The 16583-nt window shown below is 71.2% G+C and carries 14 protein-coding genes and 4 pseudogenes; 7 read left to right on the forward strand and 11 right to left on the reverse strand.

What is annotated here, in order from left to right:
• Positions 1-200 precede the first annotated feature (200 nt).
• The 3 genes and pseudogenes from ACFPIH_RS38230 to ACFPIH_RS38240 all read left to right on the forward strand — a co-directional run.
• Positions 201-1673: a sodium:solute symporter family protein gene (locus ACFPIH_RS38230; RefSeq protein ID WP_381184115.1), complete on the forward strand. Its 1473-nt coding sequence runs from the start codon at positions 201-203 to the stop codon at positions 1671-1673.
• Between the two features lie 162 nt (positions 1674-1835).
• Positions 1836-2579: a class II aldolase/adducin family protein gene (locus ACFPIH_RS38235; protein ID WP_381184112.1), complete on the forward strand. Its 744-nt coding sequence runs from the start codon at positions 1836-1838 to the stop codon at positions 2577-2579.
• Positions 2580-2649: 70 nt separating this feature from the next.
• Positions 2650-2874: pseudogene (locus ACFPIH_RS38240) on the forward strand (ferric reductase); the annotation flags it as partial.
• Positions 2875-3080: 206 nt separating this feature from the next.
• Here the strand turns inward: ACFPIH_RS38240 and ACFPIH_RS38245 are convergent.
• Complete coding sequence (locus ACFPIH_RS38245) at positions 3081-4799, reverse strand: sensor histidine kinase (RefSeq protein WP_381184109.1); 1719 nt, start codon at positions 4797-4799, stop codon at positions 3081-3083.
• Between the two features lie 155 nt (positions 4800-4954).
• Between ACFPIH_RS38245 and ACFPIH_RS38250 the strand changes: the two are divergent.
• A pseudogene (locus ACFPIH_RS38250) lies at positions 4955-5418 on the forward strand (PEP/pyruvate-binding domain-containing protein); the annotation flags it as partial.
• A 389-nt stretch (positions 5419-5807) separates the two neighbouring features.
• On the opposite strand, the pseudogene ACFPIH_RS38255 reads toward ACFPIH_RS38250, so the two are convergent.
• A pseudogene (locus ACFPIH_RS38255) lies at positions 5808-6145 on the reverse strand (leucine zipper domain-containing protein); the annotation flags it as partial.
• Positions 6146-6447: 302 nt separating this feature from the next.
• Here ACFPIH_RS38255 and ACFPIH_RS38260 point away from each other — a divergent pair.
• The gene (locus ACFPIH_RS38260; RefSeq protein ID WP_381184106.1) at positions 6448-6912 is read left to right on the forward strand and encodes a pyridoxamine 5'-phosphate oxidase family protein; all 465 of its coding nucleotides are present in this window, start codon (positions 6448-6450) and stop codon (positions 6910-6912) included.
• 6 nt (positions 6913-6918) lie between these two features.
• On the opposite strand, the gene ACFPIH_RS38265 is transcribed toward ACFPIH_RS38260, so the two are convergent.
• The 4 genes from ACFPIH_RS38265 to ACFPIH_RS38280 all read right to left on the reverse strand — a co-directional run bounded on the left by ACFPIH_RS38265 (position 6919) and on the right by ACFPIH_RS38280 (position 9595).
• Entirely contained in the window at positions 6919-7167 is a 249-nt protein-coding gene (locus ACFPIH_RS38265) for a hypothetical protein (protein ID WP_381184103.1), read from the reverse strand.
• 110 nt (positions 7168-7277) lie between these two features.
• Complete coding sequence (locus ACFPIH_RS38270) at positions 7278-7718, reverse strand: pyridoxamine 5'-phosphate oxidase family protein (RefSeq protein WP_381184101.1); 441 nt, start codon at positions 7716-7718, stop codon at positions 7278-7280.
• 112 nt (positions 7719-7830) lie between these two features.
• Entirely contained in the window at positions 7831-8505 is a 675-nt protein-coding gene (locus tag ACFPIH_RS38275; protein WP_381184098.1) for a helix-turn-helix domain-containing protein, read from the reverse strand.
• Between the two features lie 19 nt (positions 8506-8524).
• The gene (locus tag ACFPIH_RS38280) at positions 8525-9595 is read right to left on the reverse strand and encodes a zinc-dependent alcohol dehydrogenase family protein (RefSeq protein WP_381184095.1); all 1071 of its coding nucleotides are present in this window, start codon (positions 9593-9595) and stop codon (positions 8525-8527) included.
• Positions 9596-9853: 258 nt separating this feature from the next.
• Here ACFPIH_RS38280 and ACFPIH_RS38285 point away from each other — a divergent pair, with 258 nt between their 5' ends.
• Entirely contained in the window at positions 9854-10072 is a 219-nt protein-coding gene (locus ACFPIH_RS38285; protein ID WP_381184094.1) for an STAS domain-containing protein, read from the forward strand.
• A 435-nt stretch (positions 10073-10507) separates the two neighbouring features.
• Here ACFPIH_RS38285 and ACFPIH_RS38290 read toward each other — a convergent pair whose 3' ends face one another.
• The 3 genes and pseudogenes from ACFPIH_RS38290 to ACFPIH_RS38300 form a co-directional block, all read right to left on the reverse strand.
• Entirely contained in the window at positions 10508-11005 is a 498-nt protein-coding gene (locus ACFPIH_RS38290; RefSeq protein WP_381184091.1) for a flavodoxin domain-containing protein, read from the reverse strand.
• 85 nt (positions 11006-11090) lie between these two features.
• Positions 11091-11342, reverse strand: a pseudogene (locus tag ACFPIH_RS38295) (hypothetical protein); the annotation flags it as partial.
• Positions 11343-11429: 87 nt separating this feature from the next.
• Positions 11430-13811, reverse strand: a complete 2382-nt coding sequence (locus ACFPIH_RS38300; protein WP_381184088.1) for a phosphoketolase family protein — start codon at positions 13809-13811, stop codon at positions 11430-11432.
• 36 nt (positions 13812-13847) lie between these two features.
• Here ACFPIH_RS38300 and ppk2 point away from each other — a divergent pair, with 36 nt between their 5' ends.
• A complete protein-coding gene (gene ppk2 / locus ACFPIH_RS38305; protein WP_381184086.1) occupies positions 13848-14651 on the forward strand; it encodes a polyphosphate kinase 2 in 804 nt (267 codons plus the stop codon).
• A gap of 17 nt (positions 14652-14668) precedes the next feature.
• On the opposite strand, the gene ACFPIH_RS38310 is transcribed toward ppk2, so the two are convergent.
• Entirely contained in the window at positions 14669-15541 is an 873-nt protein-coding gene (locus ACFPIH_RS38310) for a universal stress protein (protein WP_381184279.1), read from the reverse strand.
• A 5-nt stretch (positions 15542-15546) separates the two neighbouring features.
• A complete protein-coding gene (locus ACFPIH_RS38315; protein ID WP_381184083.1) occupies positions 15547-16569 on the reverse strand; it encodes a zinc-dependent alcohol dehydrogenase in 1023 nt (340 codons plus the stop codon).
• Between the last annotated feature and the right edge of the window lie 14 nt (positions 16570-16583).

The raw sequence follows: 16583 nt of genomic DNA on the forward strand, positions 1-16583 counted from the left end.
GAGGGGACATCCTCCCGGCCCGGCGGCATCACGCAGGACTGCGGGAATCATCCAATGGGCGCATCCATATTGGACAGAACCGCCACTTCGGCGCCAGCGCGAACGTCGATATCGTCATGCCACTCGCAGGGCACTTCCCCCGGCCCGGCCCCGCACCCGGTCGCCGACCTCCCCTCTCTTTCCGCTCCCGGAGGACTCTGATGACCGTCGACTACTTCGTCATGGCCGCATACCTGCTGGGCATCATCGGCGTCGGCTGGTGGGGCAGGAAACGCGCCGCCTCCAAGAGCGACTTCCTCGTCGCCGGAAGGCGACTGGGCCCGCTCATGTACACCGGCACGATGGCCGCCGTCGTCCTCGGCGGCGCCTCCACCATCGGCGGCGTACGCCTGGGCTACACCTACGGCATCTCCGGCGCCGCCATGGTCTTCGCCATCGGACTCGGACTGCTGGCCCTGAGTGTCTTCTTCTCCGCCCGCATCGCCCGCCTCAAGGTCTACACCGTCGCCGAGATGCTCTCCCTGCGCTACGGCGACACCGCCGCCGTGATCTCCGGCATCGTGATGTGGATCTACACCCTCATGCTGGTCGTGACCTCCACGATCGCCTACGCCAGCGTCTTCGACGTCCTGTTCGACGTACCCAGCTGGATCGCGGTGCTCATCGGCGGCACGATCGTCGTCGGCTACTCGGCGCTCGGCGGCATGTGGTCCATCACCCTCACCGACATGGTGCAGTTCGTGGTCAAGAGCCTCGGGGTGCTCGTCCTGCTGCTGCCCATCGCCGTGGTCAAGGCCGGTGGCTTCGGCGCCATGGCCGACAAGCTGCCTGACGGCTACCTCTCCCCGACCTCCATCGGCGGTCAGACCATCCTCACCTTCGTCCTGATCTACACCTTCGGCATGCTCATCGGGCAGGACATCTGGCAGCGGGTCTTCACCGCCCGCTCCGACCGGGTCGCCGCCTGGGGCGGTACCGTCGCCGGCGTCTACTGCCTGGTCTACGCCCTGGCCGGAGCCGTCATCGGCATGGCCACCAAGACCCTTTACCCCAGCCTCGCCGCCGCCGACCAGGCGTTCGCCACGATCGTCCAGCACGCCCTGCCCACCGGTGTCAGGGGCCTGGTCCTGGCCGCCGCCCTCTCCGCGATGATGTCCACCGCGAGCGGCGCCCTGATCGCCTCCGCCACCGTCGCCAACAACGACATCTGGGCCCGGCTGCGCCACCGCGTCCGCCCCGCCGCCACCGGCTCGGAGAACGCGCAGGACGGCGACGAGATCAGCTCCAACCGGCTCGCCATCGTCATCCTCGGGGTGGCCGCCATGGCCATCGCCTGCATCCTCGGCGACGTCATCGAAGCCCTCACCGTCGCCTACAACCTGCTCGTCGGCGGCCTGCTCGTGCCCATCCTCGGGGGCCTTCTCTGGAGGCGCGGGAACCTGCCCGGCGCCATGGCCTCGATGATCGCGGGCGGCACCACGGTGATCGCCTTCATGGTGATCGACGGGCTCCTCGCCAACGAGCCGATCTACTACGGCCTGCTCGCCGGCCTCGCCGCCTACGTGGCCGTCAGCCTCCTGACCGAGCCGACCGAAGAAGCCGTCGTCGAGGCGTGGCACCGCCGCCTGGCAGGCGAACCGGGCCCCGTCACACCGGAGTTCAGCACGGTCTGACACCGCGAGAGCCGGCCCGAGCAACGCCGCAGCATCGAACGCGCCCCGGGCGACCGGCCCGGGGCCCCACCCTGGACCACCTCGTTCCAGTGCGGGCCATGCGCTCATCCCCCCACCCCCGCCCCCACCAGCACCGGCCCCACGCCGGAAGGAAAGCCACTGATGACCGAGCTGTCCCTGCGCCGTGAACTAGCCGCGGTCTACCGCCTCGTGGCGCACTTCAGGATGACCGACCTGATCTTCACGCACATCTCCGTCCGGCTCCCCGGTCCGGAGCAGCACTTCCTGATCAACCCCTACGGCCTCCTCTTCGAGGAGATCACCGCTTCGAACCTGGTCAAGATCGACCTGGCCGGCCGCCCCGTCGAGGAGAGCCCCCACCCGGTCAACCCCGCCGGCTTCGTCATCCACAGCGCCATCCACGCCGCCCGGTCCGACGCCCACTGCGTCCTGCACACCCACACCAAGGCCGGCTGCGCCGTCGCAGCCCAGGAACAGGGCCTGCTCCCGCTCCACCAGATCTCGATGGAGTTCTACGGCAGGCTCGGCTACCACGACTACGAAGGTGTCGCCCTCAACCTCGCCGAACAGCAGCGCCTCGTCGCCGACCTCGGCAATCACCCCGCGATGATCCTGCGCAACCATGGCCTGCTCACGGTCGGCGCGACCCCCGCCCAGGCGTTCCTGCGGATGTACTACCTGGACAAGGCATGCGAGATCCAGACCGCAGCCACCGCCGCGGGCACGCGGCTCGTCATCCCCGGTCCCGACATCTGCGAACTCACCGCACGCCAACTCACCGGCGAGGACGACAGCTCGGACCTCCAGGACGACCAGGCATACGACCTCGCCTGGTCGGCACTGCTCCGACTGGTCGAGCGCATCGCCCCCGACCACAAGGACTGACCCGCAGGCGAGGACGGGCTGGTATCGGCGGGTGCGGGCCTGTAAGACGTTCGGTGCAACTCCCGATCATGGCACCCGCGTGCGGGCGGAGGGCGCCTACAGCGCGCTGACCGCCGACCGGCGGACCGCGCACAAGTCCCTGCTGATCGCGGGCGGTGTCGGCATCACCCCGCTGCGGGCCCTGTTCGAGACAGCGCCCGGCGACGTCACCCTGGGCGGCGAGCTGGAGGCCGTCGCACGGTGGCGCGGGGCGAAGGTGCTCTACGCGCTCAACGGCCCGCACGGCCCACTCCCTGCGCGCGGCCGTGCCCGATCCCCTTCGAGCTGCGAGGCCCTCTTGCACACGTTGAAGAAGACCCGTCCGCTGCGCCGCGTCGTGCTGCACGTCGGAGGGATCGGCAGGATCGAGCGGATCGGCGGCGACGGATTACACCAGCGACGGCTACCGCCAGTCACTCCGGTCGGCACTGGACTCCGCAGGCCGCTGACGTCCGCCGGGGCCTACTGCTTCTGCACCGGTACCCGCCACACCAGCGCGGTGCCGCCGCCCTCGGGCTTCCCCAGTTCCAGTCGGCCTCCCAGTTGCTCGGCGCGTTCGGCCATGTTGCGCAGCCCGCTGCGGCGGCCGTCGGCCGGGATGCCCACACCGTTGTCCGTGACCGACAGCCGTACCTCGCGCCCGCCCGTGGCCAGGAGTACGTCGGCGCGGTTCGCATGGGCATGCCGGGCGATGTTGGTCAGGGCCTCGGAGAGCACCGCCACCACGTGGTCGGCGATCTCCTTCGGTACGTCGGTGTCCAGCAGTCCCTCCATGCGCACGCTGGGGGCGAATCCGAGGACCGGCGCGGCCTCCCCGACCACCCGTACGGCGCGGGCCCGCAAGCCGGCCTCCCCCGCGCCCTCTCGGGTGCGCAAGCCGAAGATCGTCGACCTGATGATCTTGATGGTCTCGTCGAGGTCGTCGACCGCGCGCACCACGCGTTCGGAGGCCTCCTCGTGCTCGATGAAGCGGCCGGCGCTCTGCAGCGTCATACCGGTGGCGAACAGCCGCTGGATCGCCAGGTCGTGCAGGTCCCGCGCGATCCGGTCACGGTCCTTGAGCACCGCGACCTCCTCCGCGTCCTGGCGGCGTTCCGCCAGCTCCATCGCGACGGCGGCCTGTGCGGCGAAGGTCTTCAGGGGCTCGGTCTCCGCCGCCGAGAACACCGGCTGACCGGCCTTTCGCGCCAGCAGGACCACGCCTCGCGGACCCCCCTCGCCCGCGCCGATGGGCACGGCCACGGCAGGGCCGAGTCCGCCGAACCGCTGAGGCTCCAGGGAGATCCGTTCGTCATGGCCGACGTCCGCGCTGGAAACCGGGGCGGCACCGGAGAAGGCCAGCCCCATCAGGCTGCTGTCCATCGGCAGGACAAGGCCCCGGTGCACCTCGGCGTCCATGCCGACGGCGATCTCTACGGCGAGCGACCCGGTGTCCTCCATGGGCAGCGCGACCGCCGCCAGAGCGGCTCCCGTGATCTCGCGGGCCCGCTCGGCGATGAGGGCGAGGACCTCGGTGCGGTCACCGCCGGACATCAGGTTGTGGGTGATGTCCGCGTTCGCCCGCAGCCAGCGTTCCCGCAGCCGGGACTCCTCGTACAGACGCGCGTTGTCGATCGCGACGCCGGCTGCCACGGCGAGCGTCAGAGTGACCGAGACGTCCTCCTCGTCGAACTGGGCGCCGCCCCGCTTCTCGGTCAGGTACAGATTGCCGAAAACCTGGTCGCGCACCCGGATCGGGACGCCGAGGAAGGTGTTCATGGGCGGGTGATGCGCCGGGAAGCCGTACGAGGCCGGGTGCTCGGAGATCTTCGCCAGCCGCAGCGGCTCGGGATGACTGATCAGCTCTCCGAGGATGCCGTGGCCCTCCGGATACGGGCCGATCCGGGCGATCTGCTCCTCGCTGACGCCGATCGTGTGAAAGGCCGACAGCCGCTTGCCGTCGGGACCGATCACGCCGAGCGCCGCGTACTCCGCGTCGACCAGCGCGGCGGCGGCCTCCACGATGCTGAACAGGGCCTGCTCCAGGTCCAGCTCCCGGCCGACCGACAGCACCGCCTCCAGCAGGCTGTGCACCCGGTCGCGGGTGCCGCGGGCGGCGTCCAGACGCGCCTGGAGTTCCTCCAGCAGCTCGTCCAGCCGCAGCTGAGGCAGCCTTGCTCGGGCCTCCTCGGGGCTTCCCACCGGTACTCCTCCGCCCCTCAACGCACAGACACCCACCGGTCCGATCATGTGCCACGGTAGTGGTCTGCCGCTGGCTGCGAAAGCGAATCGGGCCGAGCGCGCGAGGCTCGCCCTGACGCCCCCGGTTCAGCCGACGGTGGGCTCGGCCTGCACCGCTGCCCCATGCGCGTCGCACTTACGTGTACGACTTCGCATCAGGCGGCCGTGGCAGGGCCGCCCTGCTCGGCGGCAAGGGCGCGAACCTGGCCGAGATGCCCGGATGGGCCTGCCCGTCCCGCCGGGCTTCACCGTGACCACCGAGGCCTGCCAGGCCCTCCTGGCCACCGGCACCGAGCCGGACACGCCGGCCCGCGAGATCAAGGTGTCCGGCGACGAACGCTTCGCCTGGGACTCCTATCGCCGCCTCGTACAGATGTTCGGCAGTACGGTGATGGGCGTCGACGGCTCCCTCTTCGAGGACGCTCCGGCCGACCTCAGGCGGGCCCTGGGCGCGGCAGACGACCTGGGCCTGAACGCGGCGGACCTGGCCGAGCTCGTCGGGACGTACAAGGACCTGGTCCGCGCGGAGACCGGCGAGGACTTCCCGCAGTCCCCGAGCGAGCAGCTGCGCCGCGGTGTTCAGCGCGGGGGTCACCTGGGCCTCGGCCCGGTCGACGACCTCTGTGTGGAGGAATTCCTTTCCGGTGCGCAACTGCCCACGTGTCCGCCGACGGAACCGGGCGCGCACCCGGGCACGCCTGTTGGACGATCAAAAAGGCATCGACCGGGGCAGATTGAACTTCCTCCCGTCATCGAGGCGATGATCCCGGGAAGCACCGCCTGCCCGATCAGGCCGGCCCATGGGGAGCCGAGCCAGACGATGAACCGTGGGGGCGGCAGTCCGAGGCCCTGACAAACCTCCCGGACCGCGTCCTCGGCGGCAGCGCGATCACCCGGCCCGGTCGCCCAGTCGACCGCGTCCCAGTCCTTCCTCATCTCACGGATGATCGTTTCCTGCTCTGCGGTGAACCCCGTGATCCGCCTGCTGGATGCCATGGCCGTACCTCCCGGAGACGCTTCATGACGACACCGCACTTCCATGCGGTGGGCGGTTGATGCCGCGATCCGTGCACGGGCGGCCGGCCGCCGCGGACCGATGCGGTGCTCGCGTCGCATCCGCAGCACCTCCGCCTCGACGCCGGCGGGTGTCCGCCAGGGCAGTGGTGCGGGCGGCTGGAGCGGTCGTGCCTGCCCGCGGCGCCGTGGCGGCGGTAGCGGCTCGCCCAGCGGGCGGCGGCGGTGTGGCTGACCTGGAAGCGTTCCGCGGCCCGCCGCACAGGCCAGCCGTCGTCGACGACACACCGGGCCGGGAAAACGGTGACCGCCGTGAGGGACGTCCGGCCCCGCGGCCGAGGACCATCGGCAGCTGCGAGAACACCGCCTTCCGAGAGATAGTGAGGACAGGAGCGGCACCGATCCCCCGCGGTGTCGCTCCGTTCACGTCGCCATGCGGTCAGTCGCGCGGAGCAGGGACCTCCGGACGCCGACCTGGGCCGAACGGCCCTGGCGCGAGAGGCGCCCACGCGCTTCGAATGGCCCGGTCATCAGGCCCACGTGTGGCTGCGGGAGACGGAGAACTGTGAGTGACCCGACGATACGGACACCTGCCATGGCCGGCGACGACGACCGGTCGGACACCTCGGAGGCACGCAGGAGCGTCGAGCTGGACGGCGTCGAGGCGCTGCGGCTGCTGGGCAGCGTGTCCCTGGGGCGGGTCGTCTTCACCCGGCACGCGCTGCCGACCGTCCGGCCGGTCAACCACGTCCTGGTCGACGGCGACATCGTCATCCACACCCACGGTGACGCCACGCTGACCCGTTACACCCGGCAGACCGGGGGTGAGGGGGCCGTCGTCGCGTACGAGGCCGACGACATCGACCCCGACACCCACCTTGGGTGGAGCGTCGTCGTCACGGGCTTTGCGCGGCTGGTCACGGACCCGCGGGAACTGGCCCGCTGTCAGGCGTTGTTGCGTCCGTGGGTGTCGCAGAGGATGGATCATGCCGTTCGCATCAGCCCCGATCTGATCACCGGGGTCCGCCTCACAGCCGACGGTCCGTCCCCGTCGGCCTGAACGACGTCAGTCGTGCGGGACCACGGCGACCGGCGCGACCGCGTGCTGCAGAACGGCCTCCTCGGTCACTTCGAGGCCCGGGAACTTGCGTGCCAGGGACGGGCCGGCCCCTCCCGTGCGTCGGCCTCCGGTGCGCTGCCGTGGACCACCCGCAGCCCTGCGGCCCGCCTGGCCGCTGCGGAGAACGCGAACTCGGCACGGCGTCGCGCCGGCGGACTTGTCGATGCGGTGCTCGACGAACGCACCGGCCTCCACGGACGATCCTCCTCGTGCGTCATCACCCCGGGCAGCGGCCGGGAGAGCCCGCGGAAAGGCCGAACGGCCCTTGTTTCAAGGGCCGTTCGGACCGTGCGAAGGCATGGCGATCAGGACGGAAGGTCCACTCCGTACAGGGTGCGTCCGCCGACGAGATCGCGTCCGGTGACCAGCTCGGGGTCGATGCGCACGAAGACCTCCTGCGGCGCCGGCGCCCAGGAACGCGGCCCGGTACGCAGCAGTCGTGCGTGCTCGGCGGGGTCGGTCACGAGGGTGGCCGACCCCATGACCACGACGCTCCAGCCGGAGTGGGTGGCGGTGTCGACCTCGTCGGCCTCGAAGGCGACCACCGCTCCGTCGATCGCGCCCACGAGTTCGGAGGAGGCCGAGGTGCGGACCAGCACCGCGCCGTCATGGTCCAGGCAGAAGTTGACCGGCAGGACGGCGGGCAGCGCCTGCCGTGTGTACACGATGCGCCCCACAGGCACCTCGGCCAGCAGGCGCAGGCACTCCTGCCGGTCGAGTTCGCGGAATCCGTCGTTGGCGTCCATCTGCCTTCTCGTCTCTCCCCTGACATCGCGCTACGGGCACTGTCCATCGTCGAGCGGTGCGGTGTCCCCGGCCAGGGACCATCGGTCCCCAGCCACCTGAGAAGGGCCCTGCTCAGACCGCGATACGGCGGCCCGTGACGGCGTACGGTTCGATGCGCACCCACTGGTCGCGCCGGCCGCCGGTCCACGGCGCGCTGTACGCCTGCTTCGCGAGCCGACGCTCCTCACCGATGTCCGTCACCGTGCGGGCGTGGCCGCGCACCAGCACGCTCCAGCCCTCGCTGAAGACGTCGTCGATGCGGTCGACTTCGAAGGCGACGGAGCAGCCGGCCGCGAGCGACGGTGTCGCGCCGCGCGCGGTGCGGAAGACGATCGTGTCGTCAACGACGCTGTAGTTCACCGGGACGATCACCGGCCCGAGCGCGGTGGACACCGCGAGCCGCCCCACACCGTGCGCCGACAAGAGCTTGGCGCACTCGGTCCTGCTCAGCTCGGTGAACTCGGGAGTCTGTCCGGCCCGTCCAGGACCAGGCGGCAGATCGGCGTCGCCTCCGGTGAGTGCCGAGACCGTGGTCCGCAGGACCGCCGCCAGCGCGAGCAGTGCGCCTCGGCTCGGTGCGGCGTCAGGGTGCTGCTCCAGGTGCGCCACATAGGTGGGGGCCATGCCCGCTCGGGCGGCCGTCTCCTCCCGCGTCAGCCCGAGCCGGACACGGCGTGCGGCGATTCGGCGGCCGAGGTCGCCCGAGGGCGCGCCCTCAGTCACGTTCGACTGGGCCTGTTCGGTCATGGCCGGTCACGTCCTCTCGTCAGGCCGCCGGGACGGCGACCTCGTCGTGCGGCTGCCCGCCGAGCACCACCTTGAGGGCGCCGGTGTCGGCGGCCCGGGCGAAGACCTCGTACGCCTCCTCCATGCGCTCCAGCGGGAAGGTGTGGGTTATCAGCTGCGCGGTGGGCAGTCGGCCGGCGGCGGCCATGCGCAGCAGGGTGGGCGTGGAATGGGTGTCGACCAGGCCGGTGGTGATGGTGATGTTCTTGATCCACAGGTCTTCGAGGTGCAGTGTGGCGGGCTTGCCGTGGACGCCGACGTTGGCCACGTGGCCGCCGGGCCGCACCATGCGGGTGCACATCTCGAAGCTCTCGGGTACGCCGACGGCCTCGATGACCACGTCCGCGCCCAGACCGTCGGTCAGATCGGCGATCAGCTGTTCGGGGCCCTCGCGGGCGTCGGCCACGGCGTCGGCGCCGAGCTGCTTGGCGGCCTCGAGCCGGGAGGCGGCCAGGTCGACGGCGACGATCCGCTCGGGCGCGAACAGTCGCGCCGTGGCGATCGCCGCGAGTCCGACGGGACCGGCCCCGACGACGGCGACGGTGTCGCCCGGACGTACCCGCCCGTTGAGGACGCCCACCTCGTAGGAGGTCGGGAAGATGTCCGCCAGCAGGACGGCGTCCCTGCTCTCCACCGCGCCGGGCAGGGCGTGCACGGACAGGTCGGCGTAGGGGACGCGGACGTACTCGGCCTGGGTGCCGTCGATCAGGTGGCCGAGGATCCAGCCCCCGCCGCCCCGGCACTGGCCATAGCTGCCCTCACGGCAGTAGCGGCAGCGGCCGCAGGCGCTGATGCAGGAGACCAGCACCCGGTCGCCCGGACGTACGGTCCGGACGTCGCCGCCGACCTCCACGATCTCGCCGACGGCCTCATGGCCCAGGACCGTGCCTGGGCGCACCTCGGGTACGTCGCCCTTGAGAATGTGCAGGTCCGTGCCGCAGATGGTGACCGCGCCGACCCGTACGATGGCATCGGTGGGCTCCTTGACGGCGGGGTCCGGGACCTCCTCCCAGGCGGACTGCCCGGGGCCGTGGAAGACGAAGCCTTTCATTGCGCTTCTCACCGCCCTTCGCTCAACTACGGAGATTGCCGCATACATTCATCTTGTCCGGTAACCACCTGATCCGCTTGGGCCGTCCGGCCCCCATCGCCCGCCGGACGGTCCCCACTGAGCGCATCACACCGTGGGTGGCGCGACCGTCGTGACCCTGCGAGGCGAGATCGACCTCCTGGCGGTGACCGCGCTCGTGGCACGTCTGGACGCGCTGCCGCCGGTCCGCGCCCCGATCTGGTGCTCGACCTGCGTCCCATGTCCTTCATCGACTGCACCGGTCTGGGCGTGCTGTGCCGGGCGCTGAAGCGGGTGCGGGCCCGGCAGGGCCGACTGCGGCCGGTCACGGACAGCGCCCGTTTCCTGCGGATCCTCCGCTGCACGGGCCTGGCCGGCGCCTTCGACATCCACCCCCGGTGGCCCACGGACCTGGCCGGTACGTCGGTCGCGGAGTCCGTCTCCGCTTCGGCCGGCTGAGCCGGCACGACGGTGGGCCCGGTACCCGAGCGGCCTGCCGAAGATCCTGACCTGGCATGCGACGGGGGCGGCCGGCCCCTCCGGGCCGTACCCGAGGCGCATGAGCGCACGGCTGAGGATGCGCGCGGTGCCGTCCGGGATACCCGTCAAGGCATCGCGCAGGTCGGGCCATTCGACGGCCTGATGCATCACGGAGGCGCGCACGCCGTACGCCGTCGCGGCGAGCCACACGTGCTCAAGGGCCTGCCCGGCGCGCAGCCACTCCCCCGGCCGTCGCCTTGGAGCACGACACGGACGGACTTGTTCGGCACCGGAGCGGCCTTCCGGTGGCGGCTCGGCGGTAGCGGACCGGACGACGTCATGAGCGCGGCCCCGAGGCCCGGGTTCTCGCCGGGCGCCGGGGCCGCTTGAAGGGGCCGGACAGCTCCTCTCCTCCTACGCGTGCGTCAGTGCGTCGGCGATGCCTCCCGCCCATGCCTGGATCACGCCGAAGTCCCGGAAGTCGCCGCCCTTGCCGGAGCGGAGGATCATCCCGGCCACCCACCCTTTGGCGCCGTCTTCCAGGCATCCGCCGAAGGTGACGTGGTCCCGGACGTCCAGCCGGGTCATGGCCCGCTGCACGCCCCGCACGGGCGGGATGCTCCGCTCGGAGGCGGAGGCGTCGAGCGGGCCGCTGCTGAAGAACCACACCGGGCGCTCCGCCAGGAGGACGCGGTTGCGGCGGACGAACCGCCGCGCGTCCTTGTGCCAGCGCCCCGCGTAGAGCCCGCCGCCGACCACGACGGCGTCGTACCGCGCCACGTTCGTCACGGCCCGGGCCGGCTTCGCCTCGACGGTCAGCCCGGTCTTGCGCAGGACGTCGGCGATGGCTTCGGCGATCTCCGCGGTGGATCCGTTCGTCGTTCCGTAGGTGACCAACACGGTGTCGTTCATGGTGATCCGTCTCCTTTCACAGTCGGCGCAGCCGGGCGTCGGCCACGCCGTGCACTGCCTGTGGCTGTTGCCCGGTACGCAGGCGGGCGTCGTCCGCGTTGGTGACGATCGCGACGCGGCTGCCTTCCGGCAGCGGCTGGGAGTGGAAGAGAGCCGCTGTTTCGAGGAGTTCACCGACCGAGCGGGTCGCGGTGATGCCGGCCTGGGTGAACAGCGCGCCGCGGGTCATGGTGCGGGTGGCGGCGACGCGTCGTCCGTCGACCGTGATGGCGATGTCGTTGACGGCGACCACCTCGATCTCCTGGGTGCCTTCCTCGGCCCGGTCGAGGGCGGCCCGCAGGTAGGTGCGGCCGAAGCGGCCGAAGCCGTTGATTCCGACGCGTACGGTCATGGCGGTGGGTTCCTTACGGGGACAGGGCGGCGGTCAGGCGCTCCAGGTCCAGTCGGCGACCTCGGGCAGGTCGGTGCCGTGCTCGCGGATCCAGGCCTGGTGGCGGGTGCGGACGTCGGCCATCTGCTGGCGTACGGCGGCGGCGCGCACGGCGAGGCCGGGGACGCGGTCGATGACGTCCATGACGAGGCGGTAGCGGTCGAGGTCGTTGCGGACGACCATGTCGAACGGCGTGGTCGTCGTGCCCGACTCCTTGTAGCCGCGCACGTGCAGGTTCTGGTGGCCGGTGCGGCGGTAGGCGAGGCGGTGGATGAGCCAGGGGTAGCCGTGGTAGGCGAAGATCACCGGCTTGTCGGTGGTGAACAGGCCGTCGTACTCGAAGTCGCTCATGCCGTGCGGGTGTTCCTCGCGCGGGAGCAGCCGGGTCATGTCGACGACGTTGACGACGCGCACGGCGAGCTGTGGGAGGTTGCGGCGCAGCAACTGGGCGGCGGCCAGCACTTCCTGGGTGGGCACGTCGCCGGCGCAGGCGAGGACGACGTCGGGCTCCCCGTCGTTCTCCGTACCCGCCCACTCCCAGATTCCGGCGCCGCGGGCGCAGTGCGCGCGGGCCGCGTCCATCGAAAGCCAGTCGAAGCAGGGCTGCTTGCCGGCCACGATGACGTTGACGTAGTCGCGGCTGCGCAGCGCGTGGTCGGCCACCGACAGCAGGGTGTTGGCGTCCGGCGGCAGGTAGACGCGCACGACCTCCGGGCTCTTGTTGAGGACGTGGTCGACGAATCCGGGGTCCTGGTGGGAGAACCCGTTGTGGTCCTGGCGCCACACGTGCGAGGTCAGCAGGTAGTTGAGGGAGGCGGCGGGCGCCCGCCACGGCAACTCCCGTGACGTCTTCAGCCACTTGATGTGCTGGTTGACCATCGAGTCGACGATGTGCACGAACGCCTCGTAGCAGGAGAACAGTCCGTGCCGGCCTGTCAGCAGATAGCCCTCCAGCCAGCCCTGGCAGGTGTGCTCCGAAAGGATCTCCATCACCCGGCCGTGGTGCTCGAGGTGTTCGTCGACCGGCAGGTGCTGGGCCTGCCAGGCCTTTCCGCTGACGTCGAAGACGGCCTGGAGCCGGTTGGACGCGGTCTCGTCCGGGCCGACGAGACGGAAGTCCCGGCGTGCACCGGTGTCCTTCATGACCCGGGCCAGGAGGTCCCCCAGGACGCGGGTCGGCTCGTGCAAGGTGGTGCCCGGCTTGTCGACGGATACGGCGAACTCGTCGAGCGGGGCGATGGGCAGATCCCGCACGAGAAGACCGCCGTTGGCGTGCGGGGTGGCGCCGAGCCGCTGGGAGCCGTCGGGGACGCAGGCGAGGACGTCGGCGACAGGCCGGCCGTCGGCGCCGAAGAGTTCTTGGGGCTTGTACGAGTGCAGCCATGCCTCCAGCCGGCGGAGGTGGCCGGGGTTCTCCCGGACTCCGGACAGCGGGACCTGGTGGGCGCGCCAGGTGCCCTCCACGGGCACGCCGTCCACCTCGGCGGGGCCGGTCCAGCCCTTCGGGGTGCGCAGCACGATCATCGGCCAGTGCACGCGCTCGCTGACACCGTCCTCACGGGCGGTCCGCTGCATCACGGCGATACGGTCGAGGGCGTCGTCCATCGCCGCCGCCATGGCCTTGTGCACCTGGACCGGATCGTCGCCGGTCACATGGATCGGCTCGTGCCCGTATCCCCGCAGGAGCTCGTCGAGTTCGGCCTCGGGGATGCGGGAGAGCACCGTCGGATTGGCGATCTTGTAGCCGTTGAGGTGCAGGATCGGCAGCACCGCGCCGTCGTGTACCGGGTCCAGGAACTTGTTGGAGTGCCAGGACGCGGCCAACGGCCCGGTCTCCGCCTCGCCGTCACCGATCACGCAGGCCACCAGCAGGTCCGGGTTGTCGAAGGCGGCGCCGTACGCGTGGGACAGCGAGTAGCCGAGCTCACCGCCCTCATGGATGGAACCGGGCGTCTCCGGGGCGACATGGCTGGGCACACCGCCGGGGAAGGAGAACTGCCGGAACAGCCGCGCCATGCCCTCTCCGTCCCTCGGCACGTCCGGGTAGGTCTCGCTGTAGCTGCCCTCCAGCCAGGCGTTGGCCAGGATGGACGGCCCTCCGTGGCCCGGGCCCCAGACGCACAGGGCGTCGAGCCCGCGCGCCTTGATCACGCGGTTGAGGTGGGTGTACACGAGGTTGAGGCCCGGCGAGGTGCCCCAGTGGCCCAGCAGCCTCGGCTTGATGTGCTCAGGCCTCAGCGGCTCGGTCAGCAGCGGGTTGGACATCAGGTAGATCTGTCCGACGGCCAGATAGTTGGCGGCCCGCCAGTGCGCGTCCAGGGTGCGCAGTTCGTCGTCGGAAAGTACGGTGGCGTCCTGGTGTTCGACCTTGGGCATGAGGGACTCCGGTATTCATCGGGCGGTGGAGGCGGCATGGCCGGCAAGAAGGCGGCGGAGCTGCCGCGCAAGGTGTACGAGAAGGAACTGCTGCGCCTGCAGACCGAGTTGGTGAAGCTGCAGGAGTGGGTGCGGGCGTCGGGCACCCGGCTGGTGGTCGTCTTCGAGGGACGGGACGCGGCGGGCAAGGGCGGCACGATCAAACGGGTCGCCGAACACCTCAATCCGCGCGTCGCCCGGATCGCGGCGCTCCCCAGGCCGACCGAGCGCGAGCGCACGCAGTGGTACTTCCAGCGGTACGTCGAGCATCTGCCGGCGGCCGGGGAGATCGTGCTGTTCGACCGGTCCTGGTACAACCGGGCCGGGGTCGAGCACGTGATGGGCTTCTGCACACAGGAGGAGTACCGGCTCTTCCTCCGCCAGTGCCCGATCTTCGAGCGGATGCTGGTCGAGGCCGGGGTCCTGCTGCGCAAGTACTGGTTCTCGGTGAGCGACACCGAGCAGCAGGAACGCTTCCGGCGCCGGCTGGACGACCCGCTGCGGCGCTGGAAGCTGTCCCCGATGGACCTGGAGTCGATCACCCACTGGGAGGCGTACTCCCGGGCGAAGGACGAGATGCTGGTGCACACCGACATCAGCGAGGCGCCCTGGTACGTGGTCGAGAGCGACGAGAAGCGCCGGGCGCGGCTGAACATGATCGCCCATCTGCTGGACTCCGTTCCGTACCGCGACGTTCCGCCGCCCGTCCTCGAGCTGCCGGAGCGGCCGAAGTCGACCGGCTACGTACGCCCGTCGCGTGATCTGCAGACCTACGTCCCCGACCACGCCGCGAGCCTCTGAGCAGCCGGCCATCCCTCTCACGCCCGCTCGGGTACGACCGCGACGGCGCAGGCGGAGTGGTGCAGCACCGTGTGGGCGACGCGCCCCAGCTGCAGTCCCGGGTGTCCCGGATTGCGCCGGGCACCGACCACCACCGGGTCCGCCTCGTGCGAGGCGTCCAGGAGGACCCTGCGGGCGGGACCCTCGACCGTGCGTCGGCGCAGGTCCACAGCCGCGGGTGCGTCGTTCAGTGCCTTGTCCAGGACCTCGGTGGCGTGCTGCTCGTGCAGCCGCGCGGGTTCACCGGCGAGCAGGGGGTGGTCGGTGGTCTCGTGCGCGGGGCACCGCCAGGCCCGTACGGTGTCCAGGGTCGTGTGGCGCAGCTTCGCCTCCTGGACGGCGAAGCGCAGGGCTGCGGAGTCCGTCGCCTTCTCGCCGATGCCCACGACGACCCGGCCGCGCGCGACCGGCCGGACCCGGTTGTCGTGGCTGCCGCGCAGCACGATCACCGGGCACTCCGCGTGGGCGGCGACGGTCAGGCCGACCGACCCGAGCAGCATCTCCACGAAGCCGCTGCGACCGCGGCTACCGAGCACCAGGGCGGCGGCGTCGCGTCCCTCGCGGACGAGTGCGTACTCGGGCTCCTCGGGCAGCACGTCGGTGGAGACCGCGACGTCGGGCCGGCGCAGACGGGCCCGCTGCGCGGCGGTCCGCACGATGTCCTCGGCCGTGACCTGCTCGGACGGCTCGCCGAGGTCCTGCGCGAGGGACTCCCCCTCGTAGCGCTCCCAGAGGGAGGCGTACACGAGCCGCAGCGGGAGCCCGCGCAGGGCGGCCTCGTCGGCCGCCCAGTCGGCGGCCCGCAGGCTGGGTTCGGAGCCGTCCACACCGACCACGATCGGGAGGACCACGGTGCTCACCGTCCCGCGTCCAGGTCGAAGACGATCCGGGCCTTGACCTCGCCGCGCAGCACCTCGTCGATGGAGTCGTTGACGGAGGCGAGCGGGCGGGCCTCGTAGATGACCTTGGTGCGGCCTGCGGCATGCAGCTGGAAGACCTCGGCGAGGTCCTGCCGGGTGCCGACGATCGAACCGATCACCGAGGTGCCGTTCAGGACGGTGTCGAAGATGGGGACGCGGACCGTGCCGTGCGCGGGCAGGGCGACCATGACCAGTTTGCCGCCGCGCCGCAGCCCGGAGTTGACGGCCTCGAAGGCCGCGTCGTTCACCGCGAGCGCGATCGCCGCGTGGGCGCCGCCGTGCCGCTTCAGCACCTCGCCGACGTTCTCCTTGCGGGCGTCGATCAGGATGTCCGCGCCGAGTTCGGCGGCCAGTTGGAGCTTCTCGTCGGTGACGTCGATCGCGGCGACCGTGGCTCCGGCGATCTTCGCGTACTGCACGGCGAGGTGGCCGAGGCCGCCGACGCCGGAGATCGCTACGAGCTGGGTGGGTTTGACGTCGGCGACCTTGAGCGCCTTGTACGTCGTCACGCCCGCGCAGGTCAGCGGCGCGGCGTCCAGGGCGGTGATCCCGTCAGGCACCGGCTGGGCGAAGTCTGCCCAGGCGAGCATCTTCTCGGCGTAGCCGCCGTCGCAGCCGTAGCCGGTGTTGATCTGCTGCTCGCACAGCGTCTCCCAGCCGGACAGGCAGTGCTCGCACCGCCCGCACGCCCTGCCGAGCCAGGGCACGGCGACCCGCTGCCCGACGGCCAGGTGGGTGACGCCGGTGCCGAGGGCCTCGACCAGGCCGACGCCCTCGTGCCCGGGGACGAAGGGCGGGTTCGGCTTGACGGGCCAGTCGCCGTGCGCCGCGTGGATGTCGGTGTGGCACAGCCCGGACGCCTCCACCCGGACGCGGACCTGGCCGGGGCCGGGCTCCGGGTCGGGGCGATCCTCGATGACCAGGGGCTCGCCGAACGCTCGTACGACCGCTGCCTTCATGGGTCTCTTCTCCT

Source organism: Streptomyces vulcanius (assembly GCF_042653945.1).
Taxonomy (GTDB): Bacteria; Actinomycetota; Actinomycetes; order Streptomycetales; family Streptomycetaceae; genus Streptomyces; species Streptomyces mangrovi.

Bases quoted from the DNA above. Each gene is read 5' to 3' on its own strand.
- ACFPIH_RS38300 (WP_381184088.1), bottom strand. From the start codon at position 13,811: ATGCCCAAGGTCGAACACCAGGACGCCACCGTACTTTCCGACGACGAA.
- ACFPIH_RS38280 (WP_381184095.1), bottom strand. From the start codon at position 9,595: ATGAAAGGCTTCGTCTTCCACGGCCCCGGGCAGTCCGCCTGGGAGGAG.
- ACFPIH_RS38260 (WP_381184106.1), top strand. From the start codon at position 6,448: ATGGCCGGCGACGACGACCGGTCGGACACCTCGGAGGCACGCAGGAGC.
- ACFPIH_RS38230 (WP_381184115.1), top strand. From the start codon at position 201: ATGACCGTCGACTACTTCGTCATGGCCGCATACCTGCTGGGCATCATC.
- ACFPIH_RS38270 (WP_381184101.1), bottom strand. From the start codon at position 7,718: ATGGACGCCAACGACGGATTCCGCGAACTCGACCGGCAGGAGTGCCTG.
- ACFPIH_RS38235 (WP_381184112.1), top strand. From the start codon at position 1,836: ATGACCGAGCTGTCCCTGCGCCGTGAACTAGCCGCGGTCTACCGCCTC.
- ppk2 (WP_381184086.1), top strand. From the start codon at position 13,848: ATGGCCGGCAAGAAGGCGGCGGAGCTGCCGCGCAAGGTGTACGAGAAG.
- ACFPIH_RS38285 (WP_381184094.1), top strand. From the start codon at position 9,854: ATGTCCTTCATCGACTGCACCGGTCTGGGCGTGCTGTGCCGGGCGCTG.
- ACFPIH_RS38290 (WP_381184091.1), bottom strand. From the start codon at position 11,005: ATGAACGACACCGTGTTGGTCACCTACGGAACGACGAACGGATCCACC.
- ACFPIH_RS38315 (WP_381184083.1), bottom strand. From the start codon at position 16,569: ATGAAGGCAGCGGTCGTACGAGCGTTCGGCGAGCCCCTGGTCATCGAG.
- ACFPIH_RS38275 (WP_381184098.1), bottom strand. From the start codon at position 8,505: ATGACCGAACAGGCCCAGTCGAACGTGACTGAGGGCGCGCCCTCGGGC.